The organism is Paeniglutamicibacter cryotolerans (assembly GCF_014190875.1).
Classification (GTDB): domain Bacteria; phylum Actinomycetota; class Actinomycetes; order Actinomycetales; family Micrococcaceae; genus Paeniglutamicibacter; species Paeniglutamicibacter cryotolerans.
This window is the reverse complement of record NZ_JACHVS010000001.1, coordinates 2,465,580-2,487,625: the sequence shown is the minus strand read 5'-3', so window position 1 is coordinate 2,487,625 and position 22,046 is coordinate 2,465,580. Positions and strand designations below refer to the sequence as shown.

Below are 22,046 nucleotides of genomic sequence, written 5' to 3'. Positions count from 1 at the left end.
CTCAGGCCTCCTCAGTCTCTTCGTCGATGTCTAGTTCTTCAAGGTCCGCGTCGTCGACATGCGTGAATTCGACTTCGACGTTGCCGCGGCGGATGCCGCTGAATTCCAGGACCCGCTCCGGGCCCTGCTTGGCCTTCATGCCTTTTTTAACCTCAAGCTCGGGGACCACGGTGATGGAGTCCTCGGTGACCGCCATGACGCGTCCCATGAGGTTTTCCTCCCCGATCATGTTGATCTTCACCATGCGGCCCACGTTGCGGCGCCAGTGGCGCAGCTCGGTGAGCGGACGCGATACGCCCGGCGAGGAGACCTCGAGGTCGTAGGGCGTGGCCCCATCCAGCGGGTCTGCGTCAAGGACGTCGGACACCGAGCGTGAAACCTCGGCGATGGTATCGAGCTGGACTCCGCCGGTGCCTTCAAGCAGGTCGACCACGATGTGTACGATGCGCTGGGCGCCCGCGTTGCGTACCTCGACGTCCTCGAGGTACAGGCTGTGGGAGGCAACGGTGGGCTCCAGTAGTTTCTTTAGGCGATTAGCCTCAAGCTGGGTATCTGCCGGCGTGCCGGTCATGGCATTTCCTCCCACGTAATGATGTTGTCATCCAAGAGTATCGGCTATCTCCCGTCACGGCATGCCTCGATCCTCCCCGACGCGGCATGGGATGATCATGTTGATGGCAATTCACGATGATCCCAGCTCCCCCGGCACTACCCGACCCCGACGGCGCAAGGGCCGGGCTCCCCTGCTCACGGCGGGGATCCTCGTTGCGCTCCTGAGCGCCGTGGCGGTAACCGGTGGCGGCATGTACCTGCAGCGCGATACCCCCGAATGGCAACGTTTTTGGGGCAACACGCCGGTTGTTGTGCCGGATCCCGCGCCCACCGATGACCTCGGGCCGCTGCTCGCCGATCTGCGATACATGATCGCCTACCCGGAGTCCTCGACCAACGCCCGGACCACGGCCGCATTGCAGGCCAGCGTGGCGATGTTGGAGAAGCATGTCGAATTACTCACACCCGGGGCCTCGGCCGCGGCCGAGGCGGACCCGAGGAGCGCGCCGGCAACCGATGCACCCGTTGCGGCCCTTCCCCCGCTCTCGGTCTCCGCGTTCAGCACTAATCTGGCAAAGGTGGGAAACAACCTGCTGAAGGCCGGCATTCAGGCCCCCGAGCAGGAAGCTCGGCGACTTTCCGGCTCCGGCATCGAGCTGATCCTTCAAGCCCGAAACATCGCTTCCGCGGCCGGGGCCAGCGCCGCAGACATCGACGGGCTGCCCAGTCCCGCCACCAACTGGCCGGTTGATGCGCAGTCCTCGGCAGTTGCCGGGGAAGAGGCGCCCTCGACGGGAGCCAGCATCGGGCTCTCGGCGCAGGAAGGATTGCCCGAGCTCACCTTCGGTGCCTGTCCGACAACCGAACAGTCGGCTTCCGACGCAGCATTGGACCCGGCTGCGGGCCAATCCGGCTTGTTGCTCGGGCAAGTCATTGATGCCGCCTATTCGATGGGATACGCCTACGACGTTGCCGGCGCCCGGAGAACCGGGACGCTGCGCACAGCGGCTTGGGACCGGGAAAAGGTCTTGGTGGGTTTCGCCAGCACCCTAGAAGGCCAAGTCGATGCCTCATGGAACTGTGCACCACTGCGGCAGGCCGCCTATCAGCTGCCGGCCGACGCGCGCCAAAATCCGCTGGACGCCGCGCGCAGCGGCGAGGGCCAACTTGCGCTGCTTTTGCGGGATGCCGCGGCCACGCAAAGCGGTGAGGCACGCAGCTTCCTGCTCCGGACCACCTGGTTCCAGGCCCTGCAGGCACGCCAGGTCACCGGCATCGTGCCGGACTTCATGCGGGTTCAAAGCACACAGGAGTCCCCGGAAACCACCATGGGGTCGCCCACGGCTCCAAGCCAGTAGCCGCGAGGCATCCGGCTGAACCTGCCGAAGGCGGACCGGGAGACCTAGGCTTCCGGGAACAACACGTCGTAGCCCAGGCGCACTATCAGCACGCCGACGACGCAGAGGAACACGATCCTGATGAATTTGCTGCCGCGGCTCACCGCCATGCGCGCACCCAGATAGCCGCCGAGCATATTCGCCATACCGAGGACGAGCCCGATCCCCCACAGCAGGTGCCCGGTGGGCACGAAGAAGGCCAGCGCGCCGAGGTTGGTGGCCATGTTCACGATCTTCGCCTTCGCGCTGGCAGCCAGGAAGTCATAGCCCAGCAGCGTGACCATCGCGATGATCAGGAAGGAACCGGTGCCCGGGCCGATCAACCCGTCATAGCCGCCAATGACCAGCCCAATAACGGCAGCCGTCGCGTGGTGTCTGGCCCCGGAATAGCGCAGCGCCGTGAGTTCACCGGCGGTGGGCCGCAGCATCGTAAACAGTCCGACGGCGATCAACGCGGCAATGATGACGGGCTTGATCACCTCGGCCGGTAGGAGCGTGGCCAGGATCGCCCCGCCGAAGCTGCCGGCCAGTGCCACGGCGGCCATCGGCAGCGCCGTGCGCAGATCCGGATGCACCCGCCGGTAATACGTGATGGCGCTGGTGGTGGTCCCGAAGAGGGAACCCAACTTGTTGGTGGCCAGCGCCTGTACCGGCGAGATCCCGGGAACCAGCAGCAACGCCGGCAGCTGCAGCAGACCGCCGCCACCGACCACCGCGTCGATCCAGCCGGCGGCAAAACCCGCCAGCAAAATGAGCACGAGGGTTCCGGTCTGCATGTCCTGCAGACCGGAACCCCCGAAAAAAACCGCCCAGTCGAGCATCGGAATTATTAGCCGTTGACCGTAGTCACGAGCAGTTCCACTACCTCGTCCACCGCGACGTTGGCCGCCTCGCCGGTGGCACGGTCCTTGACCTCGACAACGCCTTCCGCGAGGCCGCGGCCGATGACCACGATGGTCGGCACGCCGATCAGTTCGGCGTCGGAGAACTTCACACCGGCCGAGACCTTGGGACGATCGTCGTACATGACCTCGATGCCGCGGGCCTCGAGCTCGGTAGCGATCTTCTCGGCCGCCTCGAACAGTTCGGCCTGCTTACCGGTAACGACCAGATGCACATCGGCCGGTGCCACGTTGCGCGGCCAGACCAGGCCGTTCTCGTCGTGGTTGGACTCTGCCAGCGCTGCGACGGCGCGGGTGACGCCGATGCCGTAGGAGCCCATCGTGACGACCTTGAGCTTGCCGTTCTGGTCCAGCACCTTCAGGTCCAGCGCCTCGGCGTACTTTCGCCCCAGCTGGAAGATGTGGCCCATTTCGATGCCACGGGCGGTTTCCAGCGGACCGGATCCGTCCGGTGCGGGGTCACCCGCGCGGACCTCGACGGCCTCGATGGTGCCGTCCCAGGTGAAGTCGCGGCCAGCGACGAGGCCGAAGACGTGCTTGCCCGCCTCGTTGGCGCCGGTGATCCAGCTGGTCCCGGAGACCACGCGCGGGTCGACCAGGAAGAGGATGCCGCTGGCGCCCTGGGAGCCGAGCACTGCGTGGTCCAGGCCGTTGCCCGGGCCGATGTAGCCCTTGATCAGGGTCGGGTGCTTCTTCAGGTCGGCCTCGGTCGCCGCCTCGATTTCCACCTCGCCGCCGACCTCCAGGTGCGAGGCGATGTTCGCCTCGACGCGCTTGAAGTCGACAGCGCGGTCACCGGGCACGCCCAGGACCACCAGCTGGCGCTCACCGGTGGGAAGCTTGGCGGCCAGCACCACGTTCTTGAGCGTGTCAATGGCTTCCCAAGGCCCTTCGGGGCGGGCCGCCATCTGGTTCGCGACGGCGACCAGCGTGTCGATGGTCGGGGTGTCGGGGGTGTCCATGACCTCGAACGCCGGGGCGTCGGTGAAGTCGATGTCCGCCGGCACCACGGTGGTCACCGCCTCGACGTTGGCAGCGTATCCCCCGGCCGAGCGCACGAAGGTGTCCTCGCCGACCGGGGTCGGGTGCAGGAACTCCTCGGACTTGGATCCGCCCATGGCACCGGCCGTGGCGAACACCGGCAGGACCTCCAGGCCCAGACGGGCGAAGATCTTGATGTACGCGGCCCGGTGTGCCTGGTATGCGGCCTCCAGTCCATCGTCGTCGATGTCGAAGGAGTAGGAGTCCTTCATGATGAATTCGCGCCCGCGCAGCAGGCCTGCCCGCGGACGGGCCTCGTCGCGGTACTTGTTCTGGATCTGGTACAGGTACGCCGGCAGGTCCTTGTACGAGTTGTACAGATCCTTGACCAGGAGGGTGAACATCTCCTCGTGGGTCGGGGCCAGCAGGTAGTCGGCGCCCTTGCGGTCCTGCAAGCGGAACAGGCCCTCGCCGTATTCGGTCCAGCGGTTGGTCGCCTCGTAGGGTTCGCGCGGCAGCAGTGCCGGGAAGTGGACTTCCTGGGCGCCGATGGAGTTCATTTCCTCGCGGACGATGGCCTCGACCTTGGCCAGCACGCGCAGGCCCATCGGCAGCCAGGTGTAGATGCCCGGGGCGGCACGGCGGATGTATCCGGCGCGAACCAGCAGCTTATGGCTGGCGACCTCGGCATCGACGGGATCTTCGCGCAGCGTGCGCAGGAACAGTGAGGAAAGTCGAAGGACCACGCTAACTATCCGTTTCCGCGGCCCGGGAGCCGCTAATCGGTGGGACTGCCCCGGTAGGGCACCTACCCAATTTACCCGTACCCCGGCCCGGCACCCAACGCGCACCGCCCGGGACACCGCCTGGGCATCCCGGGAGGTTGCCAGGACGGGTAAGGGCCAGCCGATTAGCTGTTCTCTTGGAGGCCGCTCAGGGTCGTAGCCGACATCATCTCGGCGTCGGTCATCAGCTCGATGCCATCGCCGGTGCCGGAAACGGTGGCCGTCACCACGTTGTTGCCCACGAGGTAGGTCACCGACGCGGTGTTCACGACAGCACCGTCCACCTCGATGCCCTTGACCCAGGCATCGACGAAGCCGGCCTTGCCCGTGAAGGCGTTGTCCGGCTTCGTGGTGGCCTTGACCTTGATGCCCGCCATGTTCATGGTGAAGCTCGGGCAGGCGGCCACCAAGGCCTTGTTTTCCCGGGCGGCGTCGGATGCCGCCGCGGCGTTCGGGAAGGAGTTGATGCCCACGGTGTTCACGGCGCCGAGCTGTGCGCCCGGCCAGGACAGGGCAGACATGGTCAGCGATTCAAAGCCTGCCGGGGTGCTGGTGCTGGCCAGCGCGCCGCATGACGCCGGCTCGACGTCCATGCTCTCGGCCAGGGAAGTGGCCATCGGCAGGGCATCCTTGATCGTGGCGCTGTCCAGGATGACGGCGCCATTGCTCGGGAAACTGCTCTTCACGTAATCCATGACCGAGGCCAGCTGCGCGTCGGTGAGCTGGCCAGAGCCCGCGGCTGGGACATAGCTCGTTCCGGTGGGCTGCTCTGAGGCGCCGGTGGCGGGCGCCTCGGCGTCCGGTGTCACAGCCACCTCGGGAGCCGCCTCGGTCGTGGGCTGCTGATCCGCAGGGGTCGGGGACGGAGCCCCGGTGGTCGGCGCCGGGGACGGGACCACGGCCGAGGGTGCCGCGGCGGCTTCGGTAGTGGGAGCGGCCGCCTGCGTCGTCGCGGTCTGGCTCGCCGCCGGGAAGCCCAGAGCGCCGCAACCGGTCAGTGCGAGTGTTGCTGCGAAGGGAAGGGCAAGGAAAGCTGTCTTCTTCATGATGATCGTTACCTCGTGCTGGAGTTCCTGGGACTGGACTTAGGCGATTGATTGGCCTAACTTCCTCTTGCGCTAAACCCTACAGGCCCGGTGGCGACCATCCCGACCTTTTGAATGGGGAGAACTACCCTCCGGCCGTCCGGGGACTCCTAGCCGCGGGCGCGCAGGAGCTCGAGCATCCGCTCGACGTCGGTCTGCGCCGCCTGGGTGGCCGCGGCGACATCGGAACCGGCATCACGGGTGGAGGTCACCATGACGTTCCCATCGACTGCCCTGACCGTCAGGTTCCTGGTGGTCTTTTTCCCGCTGGTCGCCGTGGCCAGGATGCCCGAACCGTACGGCGCGGAAGAATCAACGGGGACCGCCTCGATCCTGTTCTTCACCGTCTGGCCGCCACTGGTCACGCTGAACGTCCCGCAGTCCTTGTCCAGGTACTGCTGGGTGGAGATGTCGGCGACCAGCGTTTCGGCCTCCCGATAGGAGGACACGGTGATTTGCGCGGATTGCTGCCCCTCGGCTCGCGGAAGCGTCACGACCGCCAGCTCGGCCACGGCAAGCTGCTCGGTCAGGCTCTGCCCGCCATAGTAGCCACAGCGCTCGGGTTCGATGACCACCGTCTTGAGCCACTTCTCGGTCGCCGGTATCTGGGCGCGGATCTGGGCCCCGTCCAGCATCTTGGAACCGGGATGCTCAGCGGCGAAAGTCCGTGCCACGTCCTCGAGCACAGATGCGTCGAGTTTCCCGAGTTCCGCCGGCGGGGTCACAGTGCCGGTACCCCCCGAAGGATCCGGAACAGGGTTTCCCGAGGAACAGCCGGACAGCAGCAGGGCCAGCCCCAACGCCGAAACAGCCATGGACATGCCGAGGGATCGCTTGAAAGCCGGGCGGAGGAAAACGGGGGCGGTGAAATCTGTCATGGGGTTGCCATTCTACCCGTGCCGGCTCTCGAAATCCCGGGGGTCTCCCGAGCGGGCAACAAGCCACCCGCCGCTCAGAACAGCACGGTGGCGAATTCCCCGACCACTTCGAATCCGACCTTTTTATATGTGGCCAGGGCGGGGGCGTTGTAGTCGTTGACGTACAGGCTGGTCACCGGGGCCAGCGACAACGCGTATCCGGCCACGGCCGACATGTAGGCCGCCGCTGAACCCTGGCCGCGGTATTTCGGGTTCATCCAGACGCCCTGGATCTGGGTTGCCCTGGCCGAGACGGTGCCCAGTTCGGCCTTGAACCTGATTTCTCCGTCCCTGATGTCAACCATCGAGTGCCCCTGGCGCATCAGGCTGCGCACCCTCGAACGGTAGTAGGACCCACCGGCCGCCAGTGGCGAGTAGCCCAGTTCCTCCTCGAACATGGCGGCACAGGCCGGCAGCAGCAACTCGAACTCGCCCTCGTGGCTGATCCGCAAGGCCTTGTTCGGCGCCACCTGCGGGGCTGCATCCAGCACCATCAGGGGCTGGTGCTCACGCACGTCGAAGGCCCGCTGAGTGCCCTCGCCCAGCCCCTGCCACAGTCCAAGGACGGCGGCCGAAGGGCCGAAGATCGAGGCGTAGTGCCGTCCCATGGGGACCAGCACCCGGGCGAACTCGGCGGCGTCCTCCCCGGTCATCTGGATCGGCACCAGATTGGCGCCCACCCAGCAGGCTGAAATCAACAGGCCGCCGTCGAAGCGTCCGAGGACGAAGGAGCCCGAGGAAGCGGGCCCCGCGCCACCGATGGCATCGAGCTGGGCGTCCATGAAAATATTGGATACCGGGTCCCGTGCGATGAGCGCGCGCAGGGCCGGAGTGTCGGCGTCTGCTAGGACGCGGATGGACTCCGTGAGGGGTTCCCCGGGGGTACGCCGGCTTTTAGCTGACGGAAACCACGGGGCCACCCTGGACAGTATTCTCGCCATCCGGGCCTCCCATTTCCTCGGCGAGGCGCATAGCCTCTTCGATCAGTGTTTCGACGATCTGGTCCTCGGGCACCGTCTTGATGACCTCGCCCTTGACGAAGATCTGGCCCTTGCCGTTGCCGGAGGCCACGCCGAGGTCGGCCTCGCGGGCCTCACCCGGTCCGTTGACGACACAGCCCATGACGGCGACGCGCAGCGGGACATCCATGCCCTCGAGTCCGGCGGTGACCTGTTCGGCCAGCGTGTAGACGTCCACTTGGGCGCGGCCGCAGGAGGGGCAGGAGACGATTTCCAGCTTGCGCGGGCGCAGGTTCAGCGACTGCAGGATCTGGTTGGCGACCTTGATCTCCTCCACGGGCGGGGCGGAGAGCGAGACGCGGATGGTGTCGCCGATGCCCCGGGCCAGCAGTGCGCCGAAGGCGGTGGCCGACTTGATGGTGCCCTGGAAGGCCGGTCCGGCCTCGGTAACGCCCAGGTGCAACGGCCAGTCCCCGCGCTGTGCGAGCAGCTCGTAGGCGCGGACCATGACCACCGGGTCATTGTGCTTGACCGAGATCTTGAAGTCGTGGAAGCCGTGTTCTTCGAACAGCGAGGCCTCCCAGACGGCGGATTCGACCAGCGCCTCCGGGGTGGCCTTGCCGTACTTGGCCAGCAGGCGCGGATCCAACGAACCGGCGTTGACGCCGATGCGGATCGAGGTGCCGTGGTCGGTGGCGGCCTTGGCGATTTCCTTGATCTGGTCATCGAACTTGCGAATGTTGCCCGGGTTCACGCGGACGGCGGCGCAGCCGGCCTCGATCGCGGCGAAGACGTACTTCGGCTGGAAGTGGATGTCGGCGATCACCGGAATCTGCGACTTCTTGGCGATGATCGGCAGGGCAGCCGCGTCGTCGGCCGAGGGGCACGCAACACGCACGATGTCGCAGCCGGTCGCCGTCAGTTCGGCGATTTGCTGCAGCGTCGCGTTGATGTCGGTGGTCGGGGTCGTCGTCATCGACTGGATGCTGATCGGGTAGTCGGAACCAACCCCGACCGATCCGACCTTGATCTGGCGCGTCTTACGGCGCGGGGCAAGGACTGGTGGCGGTGCCGAAGGCATTCCGAGGCTGACCGAGGTCAATGTTTCCTCCGTGTGGTGGGGACTATTGCAAAGCTGTATCCATTATCCACCCCGCTGCGGCAAGAAAGGCCGGGATCGGCACGGTCTTTGCCACCCGGTTCCAGCCTCCCGCCCGCATCGGCGGGGCCGAAGCCTTAGGCGTGGTGCTTAAGCTCACCAGTCACGGGCGCCCACGCGGTGATGCGCAGGGCACTGATGGTGCCGTGGACGGCAAAGGGATCGTTTTTCAACGTGGCGGCCAGGACTGCTTCCTCCGGTGCGGAGAACATCAGCAGGGCGCCGCTGCCATCGGTGTAGGGGCCGGCTGCGATCAACGCGACGTCCCCGGTTTCGGCGGTCAGCCCGGTCAGGAAGGCCCGGTGTGTGGGGCGGTGCTCGTCCCGGACCGCTTCGGAATCTGCTGCATATACGTATTCGACTGCGAAAACACTCATGGGGCCAGCCTAACCGCTGTAGCTGCCACCGACCTGAACTCGGGTCGCGATGTGACATGGCGCGGTCCCGGCCAAAGCCGGAACCATGCCGCTCCCCCGGGCAAGTGCGTCGACGCCGGTTCAGGGAAGGGAGGGCCGCGCCGGTGCCCGCCGGTCCGGAGAAGCCGCCGGTGACGGATCCAGTGCCCCGCGGGCCAGTGGCAGCAACCCGATGAGCGTTCCCAGGCCCATGGCCACAGCCGTGGCGTAGGAGCTTCCCAAGACGATCAACGCGACATTGACCACCAGGATCAGGATCATCGCCCACAGCGGGATCCGCCCGGCCCGGTAGAGGGCAACAGCCAACAGGGGCAGCCACAGCACCAGGCCCAGGATGGTCGGGACGATGACCATGTTTACCGGCCAGAATCCGTTCATCTCCGAGTCGATGCCCACCGCCTGCTCCAGCGGCAGCCGGGTGGCCATGAACAGGGTCCAGGTGAAGTACACGCAGGTGTGGATGACGCGGCCCAGCACGAAGCAGGAGCCCACTGCGGCAAGCACCACGGCAAGTACCGGCAGCCCCGGACGGGTCAGCCTCCAGATCGCCGGCAGCGCCGGGATCGCCACGAAGGCCGTGGCGAAAGCCAGGATGGTGGCGGCGGCCATGGGGCCGGGGCATGCCGCCACCGAGGCCAGGGCCCTCGCCCCGGCCTCGGGCTCCCCGATCCCACCGGTGATCGCGCCATCGCCCTCGGACCACATGCGCAGCATGTCCATCACGGCGGCCAACAGCGGGACGGCCAGCAGGCAGGCCACTCCCCACCGCTCCATGGCTCCCGCGGGTACCGGATCGAGTTCCCTGCATGGTGTTTTCATGTCCTGCCGCCTTCGTCCAGGGGAACCGGCCCTGCGGTTCCGTTGCCGCCACCCTGCCCCGGGGACCCGGATCCCGTGATCCGGCGCGGGGCACCGAGCAGACACCTACTCCCGGAGGATGCCGGGTCATCCCCGGGTCGCTCGTGCAACACGACGCAGCCCCCTACCCTGCTGACTATGGGCAGGCTCCGATTCTCCGGCGACGAGTGGTCGGTGGCACTGTGCTCGGGGCTCTGGGCCGCGGGACTGCTGGCCTTCGACGGCCACGGACACCTGTATCTGGCGGCCGGATGGGCCGCCGTGGCGCTGCTGCACCGCCGCACACCGCTGGTCTCCGCCGTGGGCGCCTCCCTGTTGCTCGGGGCCGGGGCGTTGTTGGGGATCCCCACCGCAAGCGCTGCCCCGATGATTCCGGTGCTCATTATCGCCTTCGGCTGCGGACGGAACCTGCGGCACCGGTTTGCCGTCTGCGCGCTGGCCCCGCTGCTTGCCACGCTGTCCATCCCGCAGCTGGGGGCCACAGCGGCCGACGCCTTCTTCGCCGCGCTGCTCTACCTCGCCGCCTTCGGTTTCGGGAGGCTGGTGCGCCGCCGGGCCGACGGCGCCCGATCGGCCTGGGCCGGGACCAGGGCGCTGATGCAACGCGATCGGGCAAGCACGCCCTGTCCCTGGCCGGTTCCGGGCTCGAGGAGGTGCAGCGGCGGTTCGTCACCGATATCGAAGCTGCAGTCGCCCTGATCCGGAAGCTGGCATCCGAGGCGGCAGCCGACCTCGACCGGGGGAAGATCGACGCGGTCCAGAGCACCGGCGCGGCCGCAGTTTCCCGGCTGCGCGAGGCACTCCTCTTCCTGCATGCCGCCCCGGCCCCGGCCGCCGGGCCGATGCCGCCGTCGAACTCGCGGCGAGAAGGCCCCTGGGTCATCGGCATGACGCTGCTCGCCACACTGCTGGTGGCCGAGTACCTGCTCACCGACCCGGGCTGGGACGCCCGGGTCCGGCTTCTCGCCGCGCTGTTGCTGCTTGCCACCTGTCTGAGCCGCTATCTGCCGCTCCTCGCCGGAGCCGCCGCTGCCTGCTTCCTGGCCCTGGTGCCGTTGACGGGCACCGGGCTGCCCCAGTGCCTGGCGATCGCCGCGATGTACGCCTGCCTCACTTGGCAGTTGATGCTGCGCGGGGGCCGGGGCGCGGGGATCCTCTTCGCGCTGTTCACCACGGCGCTGGCGATCGCCTTGCTGCTGCGCGATCCGGTCAACCTGCCGGTGAACATCGGCACCGTCGCGTTGTCTGCCTTCTGCGCGCGGGCCTGGTCCGGATACCGGGTCGACGAACTCGACGCGCTTGCCGTGGCCCGGGACCTGGAAGCCGAATTCAGCGCCATCTTCGATGCAGCGCTGGCCGGGGAGAAGCTCGTCTTGGCCCGGGCCCTGCACGATGCCACCAGCCATTCGATCGGGGCGATGGCGATCCAGGCGAATGCCGCTGCCGCGCTGCTCGACACCGATCCCGATGGCGCCCGCCGCGCCCTTTCCATCATCGATGCAGTGGGGCTGGAATCCGGTGAAACCATCCATGCGCTGCTGCGGGAGGACGCCGAGCGCGCCACCCGGGTCGATGACGGCACCCTGGCCCGGCTGCTGGAAACCCTGTCTGCCGCGGGGCTCGTGCTGGACCTGGAAAACACCGCGGCCTATGACACGGCGCTGCCGCCGCTGCTGTTCCGGGCTCTGGCCGAGGCCCTGTTCAACGCGGCCCGGCATGCACCGGGAAGCGTGGTGCGGGTGCGGCTGGCATCCGACGTCCCGGGCGCCCGGGTCCTGGTGGAGAACGGCCCCGGCACCACTGCCCCCGGGACGGGGACCGGATTCGGGCTGCTGGGCCTCGCCGAGGAAACGGCACTGGCCGGCGGCACGCTGCACCACGGCCCGACACCCGGGGGCGGATTCCGGGTCGAGGTGTTCGTTCCGGCTACCGGAATCCTCTCACCCCGGCTGCGGCCGGCATCGACGGAGGACCCATGAGTCCAATCAAGGTCGTGTTGGCCGATGACCAGGACCTGATCCGGGCCGGACTCGCGGCGATACTGGGTCCGGCACCGGATATCGACGTGGCGGCCGAGGCGGCAAACGGATTGGATGCGGCGGAAGCCGCAGCGGCCAACGCGGCCGATGTGGTGCTGATGGATATCCAGATGCCCGGCAGCAGCGGGATCGACGGGCTGGAACAGATAGCCGCATCGGGTTCCGGGACCCGGGTGCTGATGCTGAGCATGTTCGACCTCGATGAATACGTCTATGCAGCACTGCGGGCCGGTGCCAGCGGATTCCTGCTCAAGACCACGCCGGCGGCGCGACTGCTCGAGGGCATCCGAGCCTGCCACGCCGGCGGATCGCTCTTCGCCCCGGAAATCACCCGGCGCCTCGTCGAGTCGTTCGTGTCACGGCCACCGGCACCGGCAGGCATCCCGGCGGTCCTGACCGGGCTGACCGGCCGCGAGCTCGAGGTCTTTGACCAGCTGCCCGGTGGCCTGTCGAACGCCGAGATCGGTGCGGCACTGTATCTCGGCGAAACCACCGTCAAGACCCATGTCACCCGGATCCTGGCCAAGCTCGGGCTCCGTGACCGGGTCCAGGGAGTGGTCCTCGCCTACGAATGCGGGTTCCGGTACCCCGGCCGGAACCACAGCCCCTGAGGCCCGGAAAACACGCCACGCCACGACAGCCACAGCACTGAACGTGCTGTGGCTGTCGTGGCGTGAAGGACCGGGTGGCTAGCCGAAGAGCTTGACCGGCTTGACGATGTCGGCGTAGATCAGGATCGCGCCCATGACCAGCATCAGGGAAGCCACCACGTAGGTCAGCGGCAGCGCTTTGGCGATGTCCACCGGGCCGGGGTCCTTGCGCTTGAAGGTCCTGGCAACAGTGCGGCGCAGGCCCTCCCAGAGCGCGCCGATCACGTGTCCACCGTCCAACGGCAGCAGCGGGATCAAGTTGAAGACGAACAACGCGATATTCAGCCCGCCGATCAGCCCGATCAGCGATGCCACCTTGTCAGTGACGGAGATCTGGTTGGTGGCGCTGATTTCACCGGCGATCCGGCCCACGCCGACCACGGAGATGGGTCCGTTGGGGTCACGCGGTTCGCTCGAGAACGCTGCTCGGGCCACGGCGACGACGCGGGCCGGCAGGTCGATCACGACGCCCGCAACGCTTTTGAGCTGGTCTCCCACTGCGGCGGGAACGGCCGTCAGCGGCTGGCGGATGGTCGCCGATTCGGAACCCATGCCGATGAATCCGACCTTGACGGTCTGGAGCGAACCGTCGGGGTTTGTCAGGGGCTGGCCGTTGATGTCCAGGGCCGGGCGCTCGGTGGCCAGCGGCGTGATCGTTGCGGTCTTCTCCACGCCGTCGCGCACGAAGGTAACCGGGGTGGGCTTGCCCGCTGCGTCGCGGATCAACGTGATCAGTTCCAGCCACTGGGTCTGCCCGATGGCCACGCCGCCGAAGGAGGTGATCAGGTCACCCGGTCGCAGCCCGGCAGCGTAGGCGGGGGCTTGCGGGTCACCGGGCAGGCAGCCGCCGTTGGCCGCCGTATCGCGGGTTGGCTGCTGGCTCAGCGGGACCACGCATTGATAGACCTCGGAGACCTTGTTTGTCTGTTCGGGAACGCCGAAGCCGACCAGCAGAATCCCGATCATCACCGTGCCGATGAGCAGGTTCATGAGCGGCCCGCCGAGCATGATGATGACGCGCTTGTAGACGGGCAGCTTGTAGAAGACCCGGTTCCCATCACCGGGCTGCAGCTGCTCGGCAGCCGCATGGCGTGCCTCGTCGGCCATCTGCTGGAACATGCCGGTGCTCGACTGGCGCAGCACCGGGGCACCGTCCGCGTCGGTGGCTTCCTCGCCTTTCTTGGCCTTCGCCGGCGGATACATCCCGATCATGGAGATGTAGCCGCCCAGCGGGATGGCCTTGAAACCGTACTCGGTCTCACCGCGCCGGAAGGACCAGATGGTCTTGCCGAAGCCGATCATGTATTGCGGGACACGGACCTTGAACAGCTTGGCCGGAAGCAGGTGCCCGACCTCGTGCAGGCCGATGGATACGGCGATGGCCACGACCATGACCAGGATGCCGACGATGAAAAGTAGAACGCTCACAGTAGTCCCAAACGATCGTGTGCCCGGTTTCGTGCCCAGGACTCCGCCTCGAGCACCATGTCGATGTCGAGTTCGCCGCCGGCTGCCGCCTGCGGCTGGTATTCCTCCACCACCACGCGCACCGTGTCAACGATGTCCAGGAATCCGATGGCCCCGGCGTGGAAGGCCTCGACGGCCTCCTCGTTTGCCGCATTGAAGACTGCCATGTGGGTGGGCGAGGCGGCGGCGGCGGCCTTGGCCAGTTCGATGGCCGGGAAGGCCTCGGCGTCCAGCGGTTCGAACGTCCAGGCGGCGGCTGCGGAGAAGTCGCAGGCTGTTGCCGAGCCGGCAACGCGCGCCGGCCAGCCCATGCCCAAGGCGATGGGCAGGGCCATGTCCGGCGGCGAGGCCTGGGCGATGATGGAGCCGTCGATGAACTCGACCATCGAATGCACCACGGACTGCGGGTGCACCACCGCCTCGATGCGGCCCAGCGGCACGTCGAAGAGCAGGTGCGCCTCGATGACCTCCAGCGCCTTGTTCACCATGGTGGCCGAGTTGGTGGTCACCACCTTGCCCATGGCCCAGGTCGGGTGCGCGAGCGCCTGGGCGGGAGTGACCTGGCGCAGTGCCTCGCGGCTCCACCCGCGGAACGGACCGCCGGAGGCAGTAAGGATGAGCTGGTGCACCTCGTCCGGTGTACCGGAGCGCAGCGCCTGGGCCAGCGCCGAGTGTTCGGAGTCGACCGGGACCAGCTGCCCGGGGGCCGCCGCCCGCTTAACCAGTTCGCCGCCAACGATCAGCGATTCCTTGTTGGCCAGGGCCAGCAGGTGACCGGCGTTCAGTGCCGCCAGCGTCGGGGCCAGGCCGATGGATCCGGTGATGCCGTTGAGCACCACGTCGGCGGCGGGCCAGGCGGCGATGGCAGTGGCCGCATCGGGGCCGGAGAAGAGTTCGGGCGCGTAACCGGTCACGGAGGCGGCGCGTGCCGCATCGTCGATGGCGGCACGCAGGACGTCGAGGCCGTGTCCGGCGCTGCCGACGGCTTCGGCCCGGGTTGCCACCGCCTGGGCGGCCAGCTGCGTGAGGTTCGAGCCCCCGGCGAGCGCGACGATGGCGAAGCGGTCCGGTGCCTGGGCTGCCACGTCGATGGCCTGGGTTCCGATGGATCCGGTGGAGCCCAGCAGCACGACCCGGCGCAGTGCCTGCGGATCGGGGGCTGTGAAGGGGTGCGGTAGGGAAGTCACTTTCCCAGTATCCCAGTCTTCCCTGATGCGTCGAACACGCAGGTGCCGGGGAGCCTCCCCGGCACGCTCAGGTCCAGTCCTCCTCGAAGTGCCCGCGCAGGCTGTCCAGGTGCGCCTGCCGGGTCCACATCAGGCAGGTGCGGGTCGCTTCGGCGACGATGACGCCGTCCTGGTTGCGCCCCACGTGCCTGAAGGTGGCCACGCCCTGGCCGGGCCGGGAGGCGGAGGGCCGCAGCTCGCGGATCCTGCTCTCCGTATAGAGGGTGTCCCCCGGGTACATCGGGTGCGGGAAGCGCACGTCGTCCAGTCCCAGCTGCCCGATGATGGTGCCCTGGGTCAGCTGTCCCACCGACTGGCCCACGAGCGTTGCCAGGGTGAACATCGAGTTCATGACCCGGCGCCCAAAGGGCTGGGCGGCACTGAACGCGGCGTCCAGGTGCAGCGCTTGCGGGTTCATGCTCAGCGTGGTGAACAGGACGTTGTCGGTCTCGGTCATGGTCCGCCCGGGGTTGTGCACGTAGAGCGCCTCCGGGTCCAGTTCCTCGAAGTACAGTCCGCGCTGTTCAACCCGGTGCGGAGCGGGTGTGCCCTCGTTGGTCATCGGCTGTCTCTCCCCTGGTGCTCGTGTCGGCGGTGAAGTACCTAGAGCCCGAGCGAACGGGCGATCAGCATCAGTTGCACCTCGGTGGTGCCCTCGCCGATCTCCAGGATCTTCGAGTCCCGGTAGTGCCGGGCCACCAGCGACTCGTTGATGAACCCGTAGCCGCCGAACACCTGGGTGGCGTCGCGGGCGTTGTCCATGGCCGCCTCCCCCGCGACCAGCTTTGCGATGCAAGCCTGGGCCTTGAAGGGCGCCCCGGCCAGCATCCGGGCGGCGGCATCGTAGTAGGCGAGCCGGGCCGCATGGGCCCGGGCCTGCATGCGCGCGATCTTGAAGGAGATCCCCTGGTTGGTGCCGATCGCTGAGCCGAAGGCGGTGCGGGTCTTGGCGTAGGCCACCGATGCATCGACGCAGCCCTGCGCGGCGCCGGTGGCCAGTGCGGCGATGGCGATGCGGCCCTCATCCAGGATGGAGAGGAAGTTCGCATAGCCGCGCCCCGGCGCACCGAGCAGGTTCTCCTCGGGGATGCGCACGTTGTGCAACGTCAGCGGGTGGGTGTCCGAGGCCCTCCAGCCGACCTTGTCGTAGGCCTTCTCGGCGGTGAAGCCGGGGGCATGTGCCGGAACCAGGAAGCTGGAGATGGCGCCGTCGCCCCCGGTGCGGGCCGTGACGGTGATCAGCGTGGTGATGTCCGTGCCGGAGTTGGTGATGAATTCCTTGTTGCCGTTCAGCACCCAATGCCCGTCATCGAGCACGGCCGTGGTGCGGGTACCGGCGGCATCCGAGCCTGCGCCGGGTTCGGTGAGGCCGAAGGCGCCCAGCTCGGTGCCCGCGCAGAGCCCGGGCAGCCAACGCTGCTTCTGCGTCTCGGTCCCGAAGCGGTAGACCGGCATGGCGCCGAGGCACACGCCGGCCTCCAGCGTGATGGCCACCGACTGGTCAACACGGCCGAGTTCCTCCAGCGCGAGCGCCAGGGCGAAGTAGTCCCCGCCCATGCCACCGTATTCCTCGGGGAACGGCAGCCCGAACAGGCCGATTTCCCCCATCTGCGCCACTATCTCGTACGGGAAGCTGTGTTCGGCGTCGTGGCGGGCGGAAGCCGGTGCCACCACCTCGTTCGCGAATTCCCGGACCGTGGCGCGAAGGTCGCCGTGTTCCTCGGAGAGTTCGAAATCCATCGCTTCCTCCTTCTTGCGGTACCCGCCCCTGCCTGTTTCCGACGCTAGCGGCGTTGCCCTTCCCTGTCCAGAGCCGGCACCGGCGGAGGGGCACCGGCCGCGGTGGCGTGGAAGTCAGGGCGGGCACCGGTAGGCTAGTGAGGTATATCGCGCATGACAGAGAGGCAGACAACGTGAAGCTACGCCCCGTGCAGCCCGCGGATCTGGATCGGTTCTTCGAACACCAGCAGGATCCGGAGGCGAACATCATGGCCGCCTTCACCGCCCGCAACCCCTCGGACCGGGGTGTATTCGATCTTCACTGGGGCATGATCCTCAATGATCCCAGTGTCATCGTGCGCACCATCGAACACGAGGGCGAGGTGGCCGGTTCGGTGTTGATCTACCCCCATGAGGGCTACCCGGAGATCAGCTATTGGACGGCACGCAAGTACTGGGGCCAGGGTGTCACCACTTCGGCAGTCGATGCGTTCCTCGCCGAGTACACCACCCGGCCGATCCGCGCCCGTGTGGTCACCGACAACATTGGTTCGATCAAGGTGCTTGAGCGCCGCGGTTTCACCGTCGTCGGCGAGGTGAACGGCTTCTCCAACGCCCGCGCAACCGTGGTCAAGGAACAGATCATGGAACTGGGCTAGGCCCCACCGCCGCCCGGATCCAGGGGGGTCGCACCGATGGCGGTGCGATCCCCCTTTCTCCTTGTCCGGGGTCCGAGGCCCGGGCTCAGAGCAGCGAGAGCGCGATCCCCGGGTCCCGCAGCACCCCGCCGATCTCGGCCAGGAACCTCGATGCCCCTTCCCCGTCCACCAGCCGGTGGTCGAAGGACAGCGACAGGGTCATCACCTGCCGCAGCTCGATCCGCCCCTGGTACTCCCAGGGTGTGGAGCGCACCTGGCCCATGGCGAGGATGGCCGCCTCTCCCGGGTTCAGGATCGGGGTCCCGGCATCGACACCGAACACCCCGATGTTGGTGATGGTGATGGTTCCTCCGCTCAGCTGGGCCGGACTCAGCGTCCCGGCCCGCGCCTGCTCCCTCAACCCGGTGAGCGCTGCGGCCAGTCCGGCCAGTCCCAGCTTGTGCGCATCGGGGATATGGGGCACCATCAGCCCGCGACCGGTGGCGGCGGCGATGCCCAGGTTCACATAGTTGAAGGTGACGATTTCCTGCGCCGCCTCATCCCAATGCGAATTCAGTTCCGGATACCGGGCCACGGCTAGGCAGAGCACCTTGGCAACCAGGGTCAGCGGGGTGAGCTTGAGTCCCTCGAACCGCGTCAGCGGCCGCAACCGCTCCAGTAGTTCCATGCCCTCGGTGACATCCACCGTGAGGAACTCGGTGACGTGCGGTGCCGTGAAGGCGCTGGAGCTGACGGCGGCGGCCGTGTATTTGCGCACCCCCCGAATCGGGGTCCGGATTTCCCGAGCCCCGGGTTGCGTCGGTGCCTCGGCAAGTGCCGGGGGCACCCTCGAGGCGGCGGCAAACTCATCGACATCGGTCCGGATGATCAGCCCCTCCGGGCCGCTTCCAATCAGCCGGGAGATGTCTATGCCTAAGTCCCGTGCATGTTTGCGCACAGGCGGTGTGGAGCGGACCTTCACGGAGCCAGCCGGCGCCGAGGTTGCCACCTGGTCCGTTGGCCCGGCAGTCGCCGCCGCCGCCGCCGGCTTGCGGGCCCGGCGTGCCGGGGGCCCGTCCGGTTCCACAGCGGCACCATATCCGACCAGCGTGGGTTCGCGCCCGGCCGGCTCCCCTGCCCCCGATCCGTCGGGAGGACCGACATCGAAGCTGATCAGCGCGGACCCGACGGCGGCCACAGTGCCGGGTTCGGCATGGATGCCCGTCACCACCCCGCTGAACGGCGAGGGCAGCTCGACCACTGCCTTGGCTGTCTCGACCTCCGCAATGACTTGGTTCAGTTCCACGCTGTCTCCCACGGCGACCCTCCAGGAGAGGATCTCCGATTCGGTGAGCCCCTCACCGAGGTCCGGCAGGTTGAATGTCTTGTTCGCGCCCATGTTCCCTATTCCTGCTCTCCCGAGAGTGAATTGTCCCGGCCCATGACCCGGTCCACGCCGTCCAAGATCCGGTCCAGGTCCGGCAGGTGGTGCGATTCCAGTTTGGAGGGCGGGTACGGCACGTCGAACCCGGTCACCCGCACCGGGGCATGTTCCAGGTAGTTGAAGCAGCGCTCGGTGAGGGAGGCCGCGATGTCGGCGCCCAGCCCGCCCGAGGCCCCGGCTTCGTGGGTGATGACCAGCTTCCCGGTCTTGCGCACGGAGGCCGCCAGCAGCGGGTAATCGACCGGGGAAAGCGAGCGCAGGTCGATGACCTCCACGGAGATCCCCTCCCCCGCAGCCGCCGTCGCCGCGTCCAGCGCGGTCTTCACCAGCGGGCCGTAGGCCACCAGTGTCACATCGGTTCCGGGACGCGCCACCGCCGCACTGCCCCAGGGGTCGCCGGGGGCTTCGGGGTCCACCTCGCCCTTCTCGTGGTAGCGGCGTTTGGGTTCGAGGAAGATCACCGGGTCATCGCTCGCGATGGCCTGGCGCAACAGGGTGCAGGCGTCCTGCGGGTTCGACGGGGCCACCACGCGCAGCCCGGCCGTATGGGCGAAGTAGGCCTCGGGCGATTCGGAGTGGTGTTCGGGGGATCCGATGCCTCCGCCGAACGGGATCCTGATGGTCACCGGCATCCTGACCCTTCCCCGGGTCCTGTTGTGCATCTTGGCCAGCTGGGAGACGATCTGGTCGAACGCCGGGTAGACGAAGCCGTCGAACTGTATTTCCACCACCGGCCGGTAGCCGCGGAAGGCCAACCCGATGGCTGTGCCCACGATCCCCGCCTCGGCCAGCGGGGTGTCGATGACACGGTGGGCGCCGAAGTCCTTCTGCAGCCCGTCGGTGATCCGGAAGACCCCTCCGAGCACCCCGATGTCCTCGCCCATCAGCACGACCTTCGGATCATGGTCCAGCGCGGCGCGCAGCCCGGTATTCAATGCCCGGGCCATGGTCATGGTGCTCATGCCCCTGCCCCCCCGTTCATGCGCCGCGGCGAACTGATCGAGGTAGCGCCCGTAGCGCCGTTGCTGGAGCTCAAGCAGCGGGTGCGGTTCGGCATACACGTGGGCGAAGAGTTCGTCCGGGCCGGGATCTGGCATCCGCTCGATGGCGGCACGCATGCCCGCGGCCAGGCCGTCGGCGACCGCTGCGGCGCGGGCGGTGACGGAATCCAGGTCGGCTCCCAGGGACCGCAGCAGCGTGGCCACCCGGTCGATCGGGTCCCTGGCCCGCCAGGTCTCCAGTTCCAGCTCGTCGCGGTACCGGGACGGGTCATCGGCCGTGGTGTGGGCGCCCATCCGGTAGGTCACCGCCTCGATGAACGAGGGGCCCTGGCCGTTGCGTGCGTGCTCCAGCGCCGCCCGGGTGGCCGCCAGCACCACCAGCACGTCGTTTCCGTCCACCCGCAGCGCCGGCATGCCGAACCCGGCGGCCCTCCGGGCCAGCGGGGCGTGGGCCTGCACTCCGACCGGCACCGAGATGGCCCACTGGTTGTTCTGGCAGAAGAACACCAGCGGGGCGGCGAAGCTGGTGGCGAAGACCATCGCCTCGTTCACGTCGCCCTGGCTGGTCGCCCCGTCGCCGAAGAAGGTGATGGCCGCGTCGGGTGCCCCATCGAGCCTGAGCCCCATCGCATAGCCGGCAGCATGCAGGGTCTGCGCGCCGATGACTATCTGCTGGTCCGCCATGTTGAATTCGTTCGGGTCCCAGCCGCTGGGCGCCGCTCCCCGCCACATCCGCAGCATGTCCCCCGGCTCCACTCCCCGGCAGTAGCCGATGCCGTGTTCGCGGTAGGAGGGAAAGACGTAGTCGCCCGTCGCGAGCGCCCGGCCCGCCCCGATTTGGGCGGCTTCCTGCCCCAGCAGCGGGGCCCAGAGCCCGAGTTCGCCCTGGCGCTGCAGCGCCGTGCCTTCGGCATCCAGCCGGCGGATGGCCACCATGTCGACGTAGAGTTCGGCGAGCGCCTCGGTGTCGATGTCGGCGACGTGGCCATCGAGCTCCGGACACAGGATGCGTTCACCCTCGGGGGTGATCATCTGCAAGTATTCGGCGGCACCGGAGTGCGCTTGGTGCTGGGCTTCAAACGGGGACACGATCGGCATCCTTCGGTTGGTCTCTGATGGTCCGCCCGGCCGGTGGGCCGGTGCGCTCCATCGGTGTCCGGCATCCTCACCGGCACCTGATGTGATCGTACTCACGCCGAACAATCGGCACAATGCCCATCCTTCGGATCGTGCACAATGCACTGTCCGCGCCCATCCGACGGTGCTAACGTGCGCAGTATGCATCAGATCGACGACACCGACCGGCGGATCCTGCAGGCCCTGGCCACCACGCCCAAGGCCACGGCCGTTGCGCTCGCCCATGATCTGCACCTGAGCCGTAACACGGTCCAGGCCCGGCTGGCCGCGCTCGAATCGGCCGATGCGCTGCTGCCGTTCGAGCGGCGCATCAATCCGGCGACCCTGGGCTACCCGCTCACCGCGTTCGTGCACATCCACGTCCGCCAGCGCCAGCTCGCGGACATCGTCGAGGCACTGTCCCAGATCCCGGAACTCATCGAGGCGCACGGCCTCACCGGGTCCGCCGACATCCTGGCCCGGGTGGTGGCGGACGGCGCTCAGGAGCTCTTCCGGGTGAACGGCCGGATCCTGGCCATCGACGGGGTCGAGCGCGCCGACACCTCACTGTCCATGGCCGAGTTGATCCCACACCGGATGTTGCCACTGCTCCGTCACGGGTGGGAACGGCAAGCCCCCTGAGCCGATACACGCCCCACACACGGCAGCAGGGCCCCGGCCGGTCGGCCTGGACCCTGCTGTGCATGCGGTGGAGCGAGTGCGGGTGAAGCGGTG

At 67.7% G+C, this 22,046-nt stretch carries 21 protein-coding genes and 1 pseudogene; 6 read left to right on the top strand and 16 right to left on the bottom strand.

Translation table 11 applies throughout. The features are described from left to right. Window position 1: 1 nt before the first annotated feature. Window positions 2–571 (bottom strand): ribosome maturation factor RimP, encoded by a 570-nt coding sequence (rimP, locus tag E9229_RS11425; protein WP_183511341.1) that lies wholly within the window; start codon window positions 569–571, stop codon window positions 2–4. A gap of 97 nt (window positions 572–668) precedes the next feature. On the opposite strand from rimP, the gene E9229_RS11420 reads away from it, so the two are divergent. Further along, window positions 669–1,910, top strand: a complete 1,242-nt coding sequence (locus E9229_RS11420; RefSeq protein WP_221184443.1) for a hypothetical protein — start codon at window positions 669–671, stop codon at window positions 1,908–1,910. Between the two features lie 44 nt (window positions 1,911–1,954). Here E9229_RS11420 and E9229_RS11415 read toward each other — a convergent pair whose 3' ends face one another. The 8 genes from E9229_RS11415 to E9229_RS11380 all read right to left on the bottom strand — a co-directional run bounded on the left by E9229_RS11415 (window position 1,955) and on the right by E9229_RS11380 (window position 9,972). Beyond that, complete coding sequence (locus E9229_RS11415; RefSeq protein ID WP_183511339.1) at window positions 1,955–2,725, bottom strand: sulfite exporter TauE/SafE family protein; 771 nt, start codon at window positions 2,723–2,725, stop codon at window positions 1,955–1,957. A gap of 53 nt (window positions 2,726–2,778) precedes the next feature. Next, window positions 2,779–4,578 carry a proline--tRNA ligase gene (locus E9229_RS11410; protein WP_183511338.1) on the bottom strand — a complete coding sequence of 600 codons (1,800 nt, stop codon included), beginning with the start codon at window positions 4,576–4,578 and terminating at the stop codon, window positions 2,779–2,781. A gap of 164 nt (window positions 4,579–4,742) precedes the next feature. Next, window positions 4,743–5,663 (bottom strand): hypothetical protein, encoded by a 921-nt coding sequence (locus E9229_RS11405; protein ID WP_183511337.1) that lies wholly within the window; start codon window positions 5,661–5,663, stop codon window positions 4,743–4,745. Between the two features lie 149 nt (window positions 5,664–5,812). Then, window positions 5,813–6,580, bottom strand: coding sequence for a hypothetical protein (locus E9229_RS11400; protein ID WP_183511336.1), 768 nt, complete (start codon window positions 6,578–6,580; stop codon window positions 5,813–5,815). A gap of 74 nt (window positions 6,581–6,654) precedes the next feature. Then, window positions 6,655–7,560, bottom strand: coding sequence for a GNAT family N-acetyltransferase (locus E9229_RS11395; RefSeq protein WP_183511335.1), 906 nt, complete (start codon window positions 7,558–7,560; stop codon window positions 6,655–6,657). Next, a complete protein-coding gene (ispG, locus tag E9229_RS11390; RefSeq protein ID WP_183511334.1) occupies window positions 7,514–8,680 on the bottom strand; it encodes a flavodoxin-dependent (E)-4-hydroxy-3-methylbut-2-enyl-diphosphate synthase in 1,167 nt (388 codons plus the stop codon). Before ispG ends, E9229_RS11395 begins: the two co-directional genes overlap by 47 nt. Before the next feature lie 134 nt (window positions 8,681–8,814). Further along, window positions 8,815–9,114, bottom strand: coding sequence for a YciI family protein (locus tag E9229_RS11385; protein ID WP_183511333.1), 300 nt, complete (start codon window positions 9,112–9,114; stop codon window positions 8,815–8,817). A gap of 120 nt (window positions 9,115–9,234) precedes the next feature. After that, window positions 9,235–9,972, bottom strand: a complete 738-nt coding sequence (locus E9229_RS11380) for a hypothetical protein (RefSeq protein WP_183511332.1) — start codon at window positions 9,970–9,972, stop codon at window positions 9,235–9,237. Window positions 9,973–10,149: 177 nt separating this feature from the next. On the opposite strand from E9229_RS11380, the gene E9229_RS11375 reads away from it, so the two are divergent. The 3 genes from E9229_RS11375 to E9229_RS11365 are packed head-to-tail and all read left to right on the top strand — an operon-like array spanning window position 10,150 to window position 12,661. Continuing rightward, window positions 10,150–10,710 carry a hypothetical protein gene (locus E9229_RS11375; RefSeq protein WP_183511331.1) on the top strand — a complete coding sequence of 187 codons (561 nt, stop codon included), beginning with the start codon at window positions 10,150–10,152 and terminating at the stop codon, window positions 10,708–10,710. Then, window positions 10,665–11,990: a sensor histidine kinase gene (locus tag E9229_RS19870; RefSeq protein ID WP_183511330.1), complete on the top strand. Its 1,326-nt coding sequence runs from the start codon at window positions 10,665–10,667 to the stop codon at window positions 11,988–11,990. The genes E9229_RS11375 and E9229_RS19870 overlap by 46 nt, the downstream gene beginning before the upstream one ends. Next, a complete protein-coding gene (locus tag E9229_RS11365; RefSeq protein WP_183511328.1) occupies window positions 11,987–12,661 on the top strand; it encodes a response regulator in 675 nt (224 codons plus the stop codon). The genes E9229_RS19870 and E9229_RS11365 overlap by 4 nt, the downstream gene beginning before the upstream one ends. Before the next feature lie 78 nt (window positions 12,662–12,739). Here E9229_RS11365 and E9229_RS11360 read toward each other — a convergent pair whose 3' ends face one another. From E9229_RS11360 to E9229_RS11345, 4 genes are all read right to left on the bottom strand, one after another. After that, window positions 12,740–14,128 carry a M50 family metallopeptidase gene (locus tag E9229_RS11360; protein ID WP_312855672.1) on the bottom strand — a complete coding sequence of 463 codons (1,389 nt, stop codon included), beginning with the start codon at window positions 14,126–14,128 and terminating at the stop codon, window positions 12,740–12,742. Next, window positions 14,125–15,309, bottom strand: coding sequence for a 1-deoxy-D-xylulose-5-phosphate reductoisomerase (gene dxr / locus E9229_RS11355; RefSeq protein ID WP_221184606.1), 1,185 nt, complete (start codon window positions 15,307–15,309; stop codon window positions 14,125–14,127). Before dxr ends, E9229_RS11360 begins: the two co-directional genes overlap by 4 nt. A 112-nt stretch (window positions 15,310–15,421) precedes the next feature. Next, window positions 15,422–15,955 (bottom strand): MaoC family dehydratase, encoded by a 534-nt coding sequence (locus tag E9229_RS11350; RefSeq protein WP_183511327.1) that lies wholly within the window; start codon window positions 15,953–15,955, stop codon window positions 15,422–15,424. 41 nt (window positions 15,956–15,996) lie between these two features. Continuing rightward, complete coding sequence (locus tag E9229_RS11345; protein WP_183511326.1) at window positions 15,997–17,133, bottom strand: acyl-CoA dehydrogenase family protein; 1,137 nt, start codon at window positions 17,131–17,133, stop codon at window positions 15,997–15,999. Between the two features lie 173 nt (window positions 17,134–17,306). Here E9229_RS11345 and E9229_RS11340 point away from each other — a divergent pair, with 173 nt between their 5' ends. Continuing rightward, a complete protein-coding gene (locus tag E9229_RS11340) occupies window positions 17,307–17,771 on the top strand; it encodes a GNAT family N-acetyltransferase (protein WP_183511324.1) in 465 nt (154 codons plus the stop codon). 85 nt (window positions 17,772–17,856) lie between these two features. On the opposite strand, the gene E9229_RS11335 is transcribed toward E9229_RS11340, so the two are convergent. The 3 genes and pseudogenes from E9229_RS11335 to E9229_RS11325 all read right to left on the bottom strand — a co-directional run. Continuing rightward, window positions 17,857–19,149 carry a dihydrolipoamide acetyltransferase family protein gene (locus E9229_RS11335; RefSeq protein WP_183511323.1) on the bottom strand — a complete coding sequence of 431 codons (1,293 nt, stop codon included), beginning with the start codon at window positions 19,147–19,149 and terminating at the stop codon, window positions 17,857–17,859. Window positions 19,150–19,154: 5 nt separating this feature from the next. Continuing rightward, window positions 19,155–20,156 carry an alpha-ketoacid dehydrogenase subunit beta gene (locus tag E9229_RS11330; protein WP_183512023.1) on the bottom strand — a complete coding sequence of 334 codons (1,002 nt, stop codon included), beginning with the start codon at window positions 20,154–20,156 and terminating at the stop codon, window positions 19,155–19,157. Between the two features lie 117 nt (window positions 20,157–20,273). Continuing rightward, a pseudogene (locus E9229_RS11325) lies at window positions 20,274–21,227 on the bottom strand (thiamine pyrophosphate-dependent enzyme); the annotation flags it as partial. 246 nt (window positions 21,228–21,473) lie between these two features. On the opposite strand from E9229_RS11325, the gene E9229_RS11320 reads away from it, so the two are divergent. Beyond that, window positions 21,474–21,953, top strand: a complete 480-nt coding sequence (locus E9229_RS11320; protein WP_183512022.1) for an Lrp/AsnC family transcriptional regulator — start codon at window positions 21,474–21,476, stop codon at window positions 21,951–21,953. Window positions 21,954–22,046 lie beyond the last annotated feature (93 nt).

Excerpts from the sequence above, each read along its gene's own strand:
- rimP (WP_183511341.1), bottom strand. The coding sequence starts at position 571 with ATGACCGGCACGCCGGCAGATACCCAGCTTGAGGCTAATCGCCTAAAG.
- E9229_RS11420 (WP_221184443.1), top strand. The coding sequence starts at position 669 with ATGTTGATGGCAATTCACGATGATCCCAGCTCCCCCGGCACTACCCGA.
- E9229_RS11415 (WP_183511339.1), bottom strand. The coding sequence starts at position 2,725 with ATGCAGACCGGAACCCTCGTGCTCATTTTGCTGGCGGGTTTTGCCGCC.
- E9229_RS11405 (WP_183511337.1), bottom strand. The coding sequence starts at position 5,663 with ATGAAGAAGACAGCTTTCCTTGCCCTTCCCTTCGCAGCAACACTCGCA.
- E9229_RS11400 (WP_183511336.1), bottom strand. The coding sequence starts at position 6,580 with ATGACAGATTTCACCGCCCCCGTTTTCCTCCGCCCGGCTTTCAAGCGA.
- E9229_RS11395 (WP_183511335.1), bottom strand. The coding sequence starts at position 7,560 with ATGGCGAGAATACTGTCCAGGGTGGCCCCGTGGTTTCCGTCAGCTAAA.
- E9229_RS11385 (WP_183511333.1), bottom strand. The coding sequence starts at position 9,114 with ATGAGTGTTTTCGCAGTCGAATACGTATATGCAGCAGATTCCGAAGCG.
- E9229_RS11380 (WP_183511332.1), bottom strand. The coding sequence starts at position 9,972 with ATGAAAACACCATGCAGGGAACTCGATCCGGTACCCGCGGGAGCCATG.
- E9229_RS11375 (WP_183511331.1), top strand. The coding sequence starts at position 10,150 with ATGGGCAGGCTCCGATTCTCCGGCGACGAGTGGTCGGTGGCACTGTGC.
- E9229_RS11365 (WP_183511328.1), top strand. The coding sequence starts at position 11,987 with ATGAGTCCAATCAAGGTCGTGTTGGCCGATGACCAGGACCTGATCCGG.
- E9229_RS11350 (WP_183511327.1), bottom strand. The coding sequence starts at position 15,955 with ATGACCAACGAGGGCACACCCGCTCCGCACCGGGTTGAACAGCGCGGA.
- E9229_RS11345 (WP_183511326.1), bottom strand. The coding sequence starts at position 17,133 with ATGGATTTCGAACTCTCCGAGGAACACGGCGACCTTCGCGCCACGGTC.
- E9229_RS11335 (WP_183511323.1), bottom strand. The coding sequence starts at position 19,149 with ATGGGCGCGAACAAGACATTCAACCTGCCGGACCTCGGTGAGGGGCTC.
- E9229_RS11330 (WP_183512023.1), bottom strand. The coding sequence starts at position 20,156 with ATGAGCACCATGACCATGGCCCGGGCATTGAATACCGGGCTGCGCGCC.
- E9229_RS11320 (WP_183512022.1), top strand. The coding sequence starts at position 21,474 with ATGCATCAGATCGACGACACCGACCGGCGGATCCTGCAGGCCCTGGCC.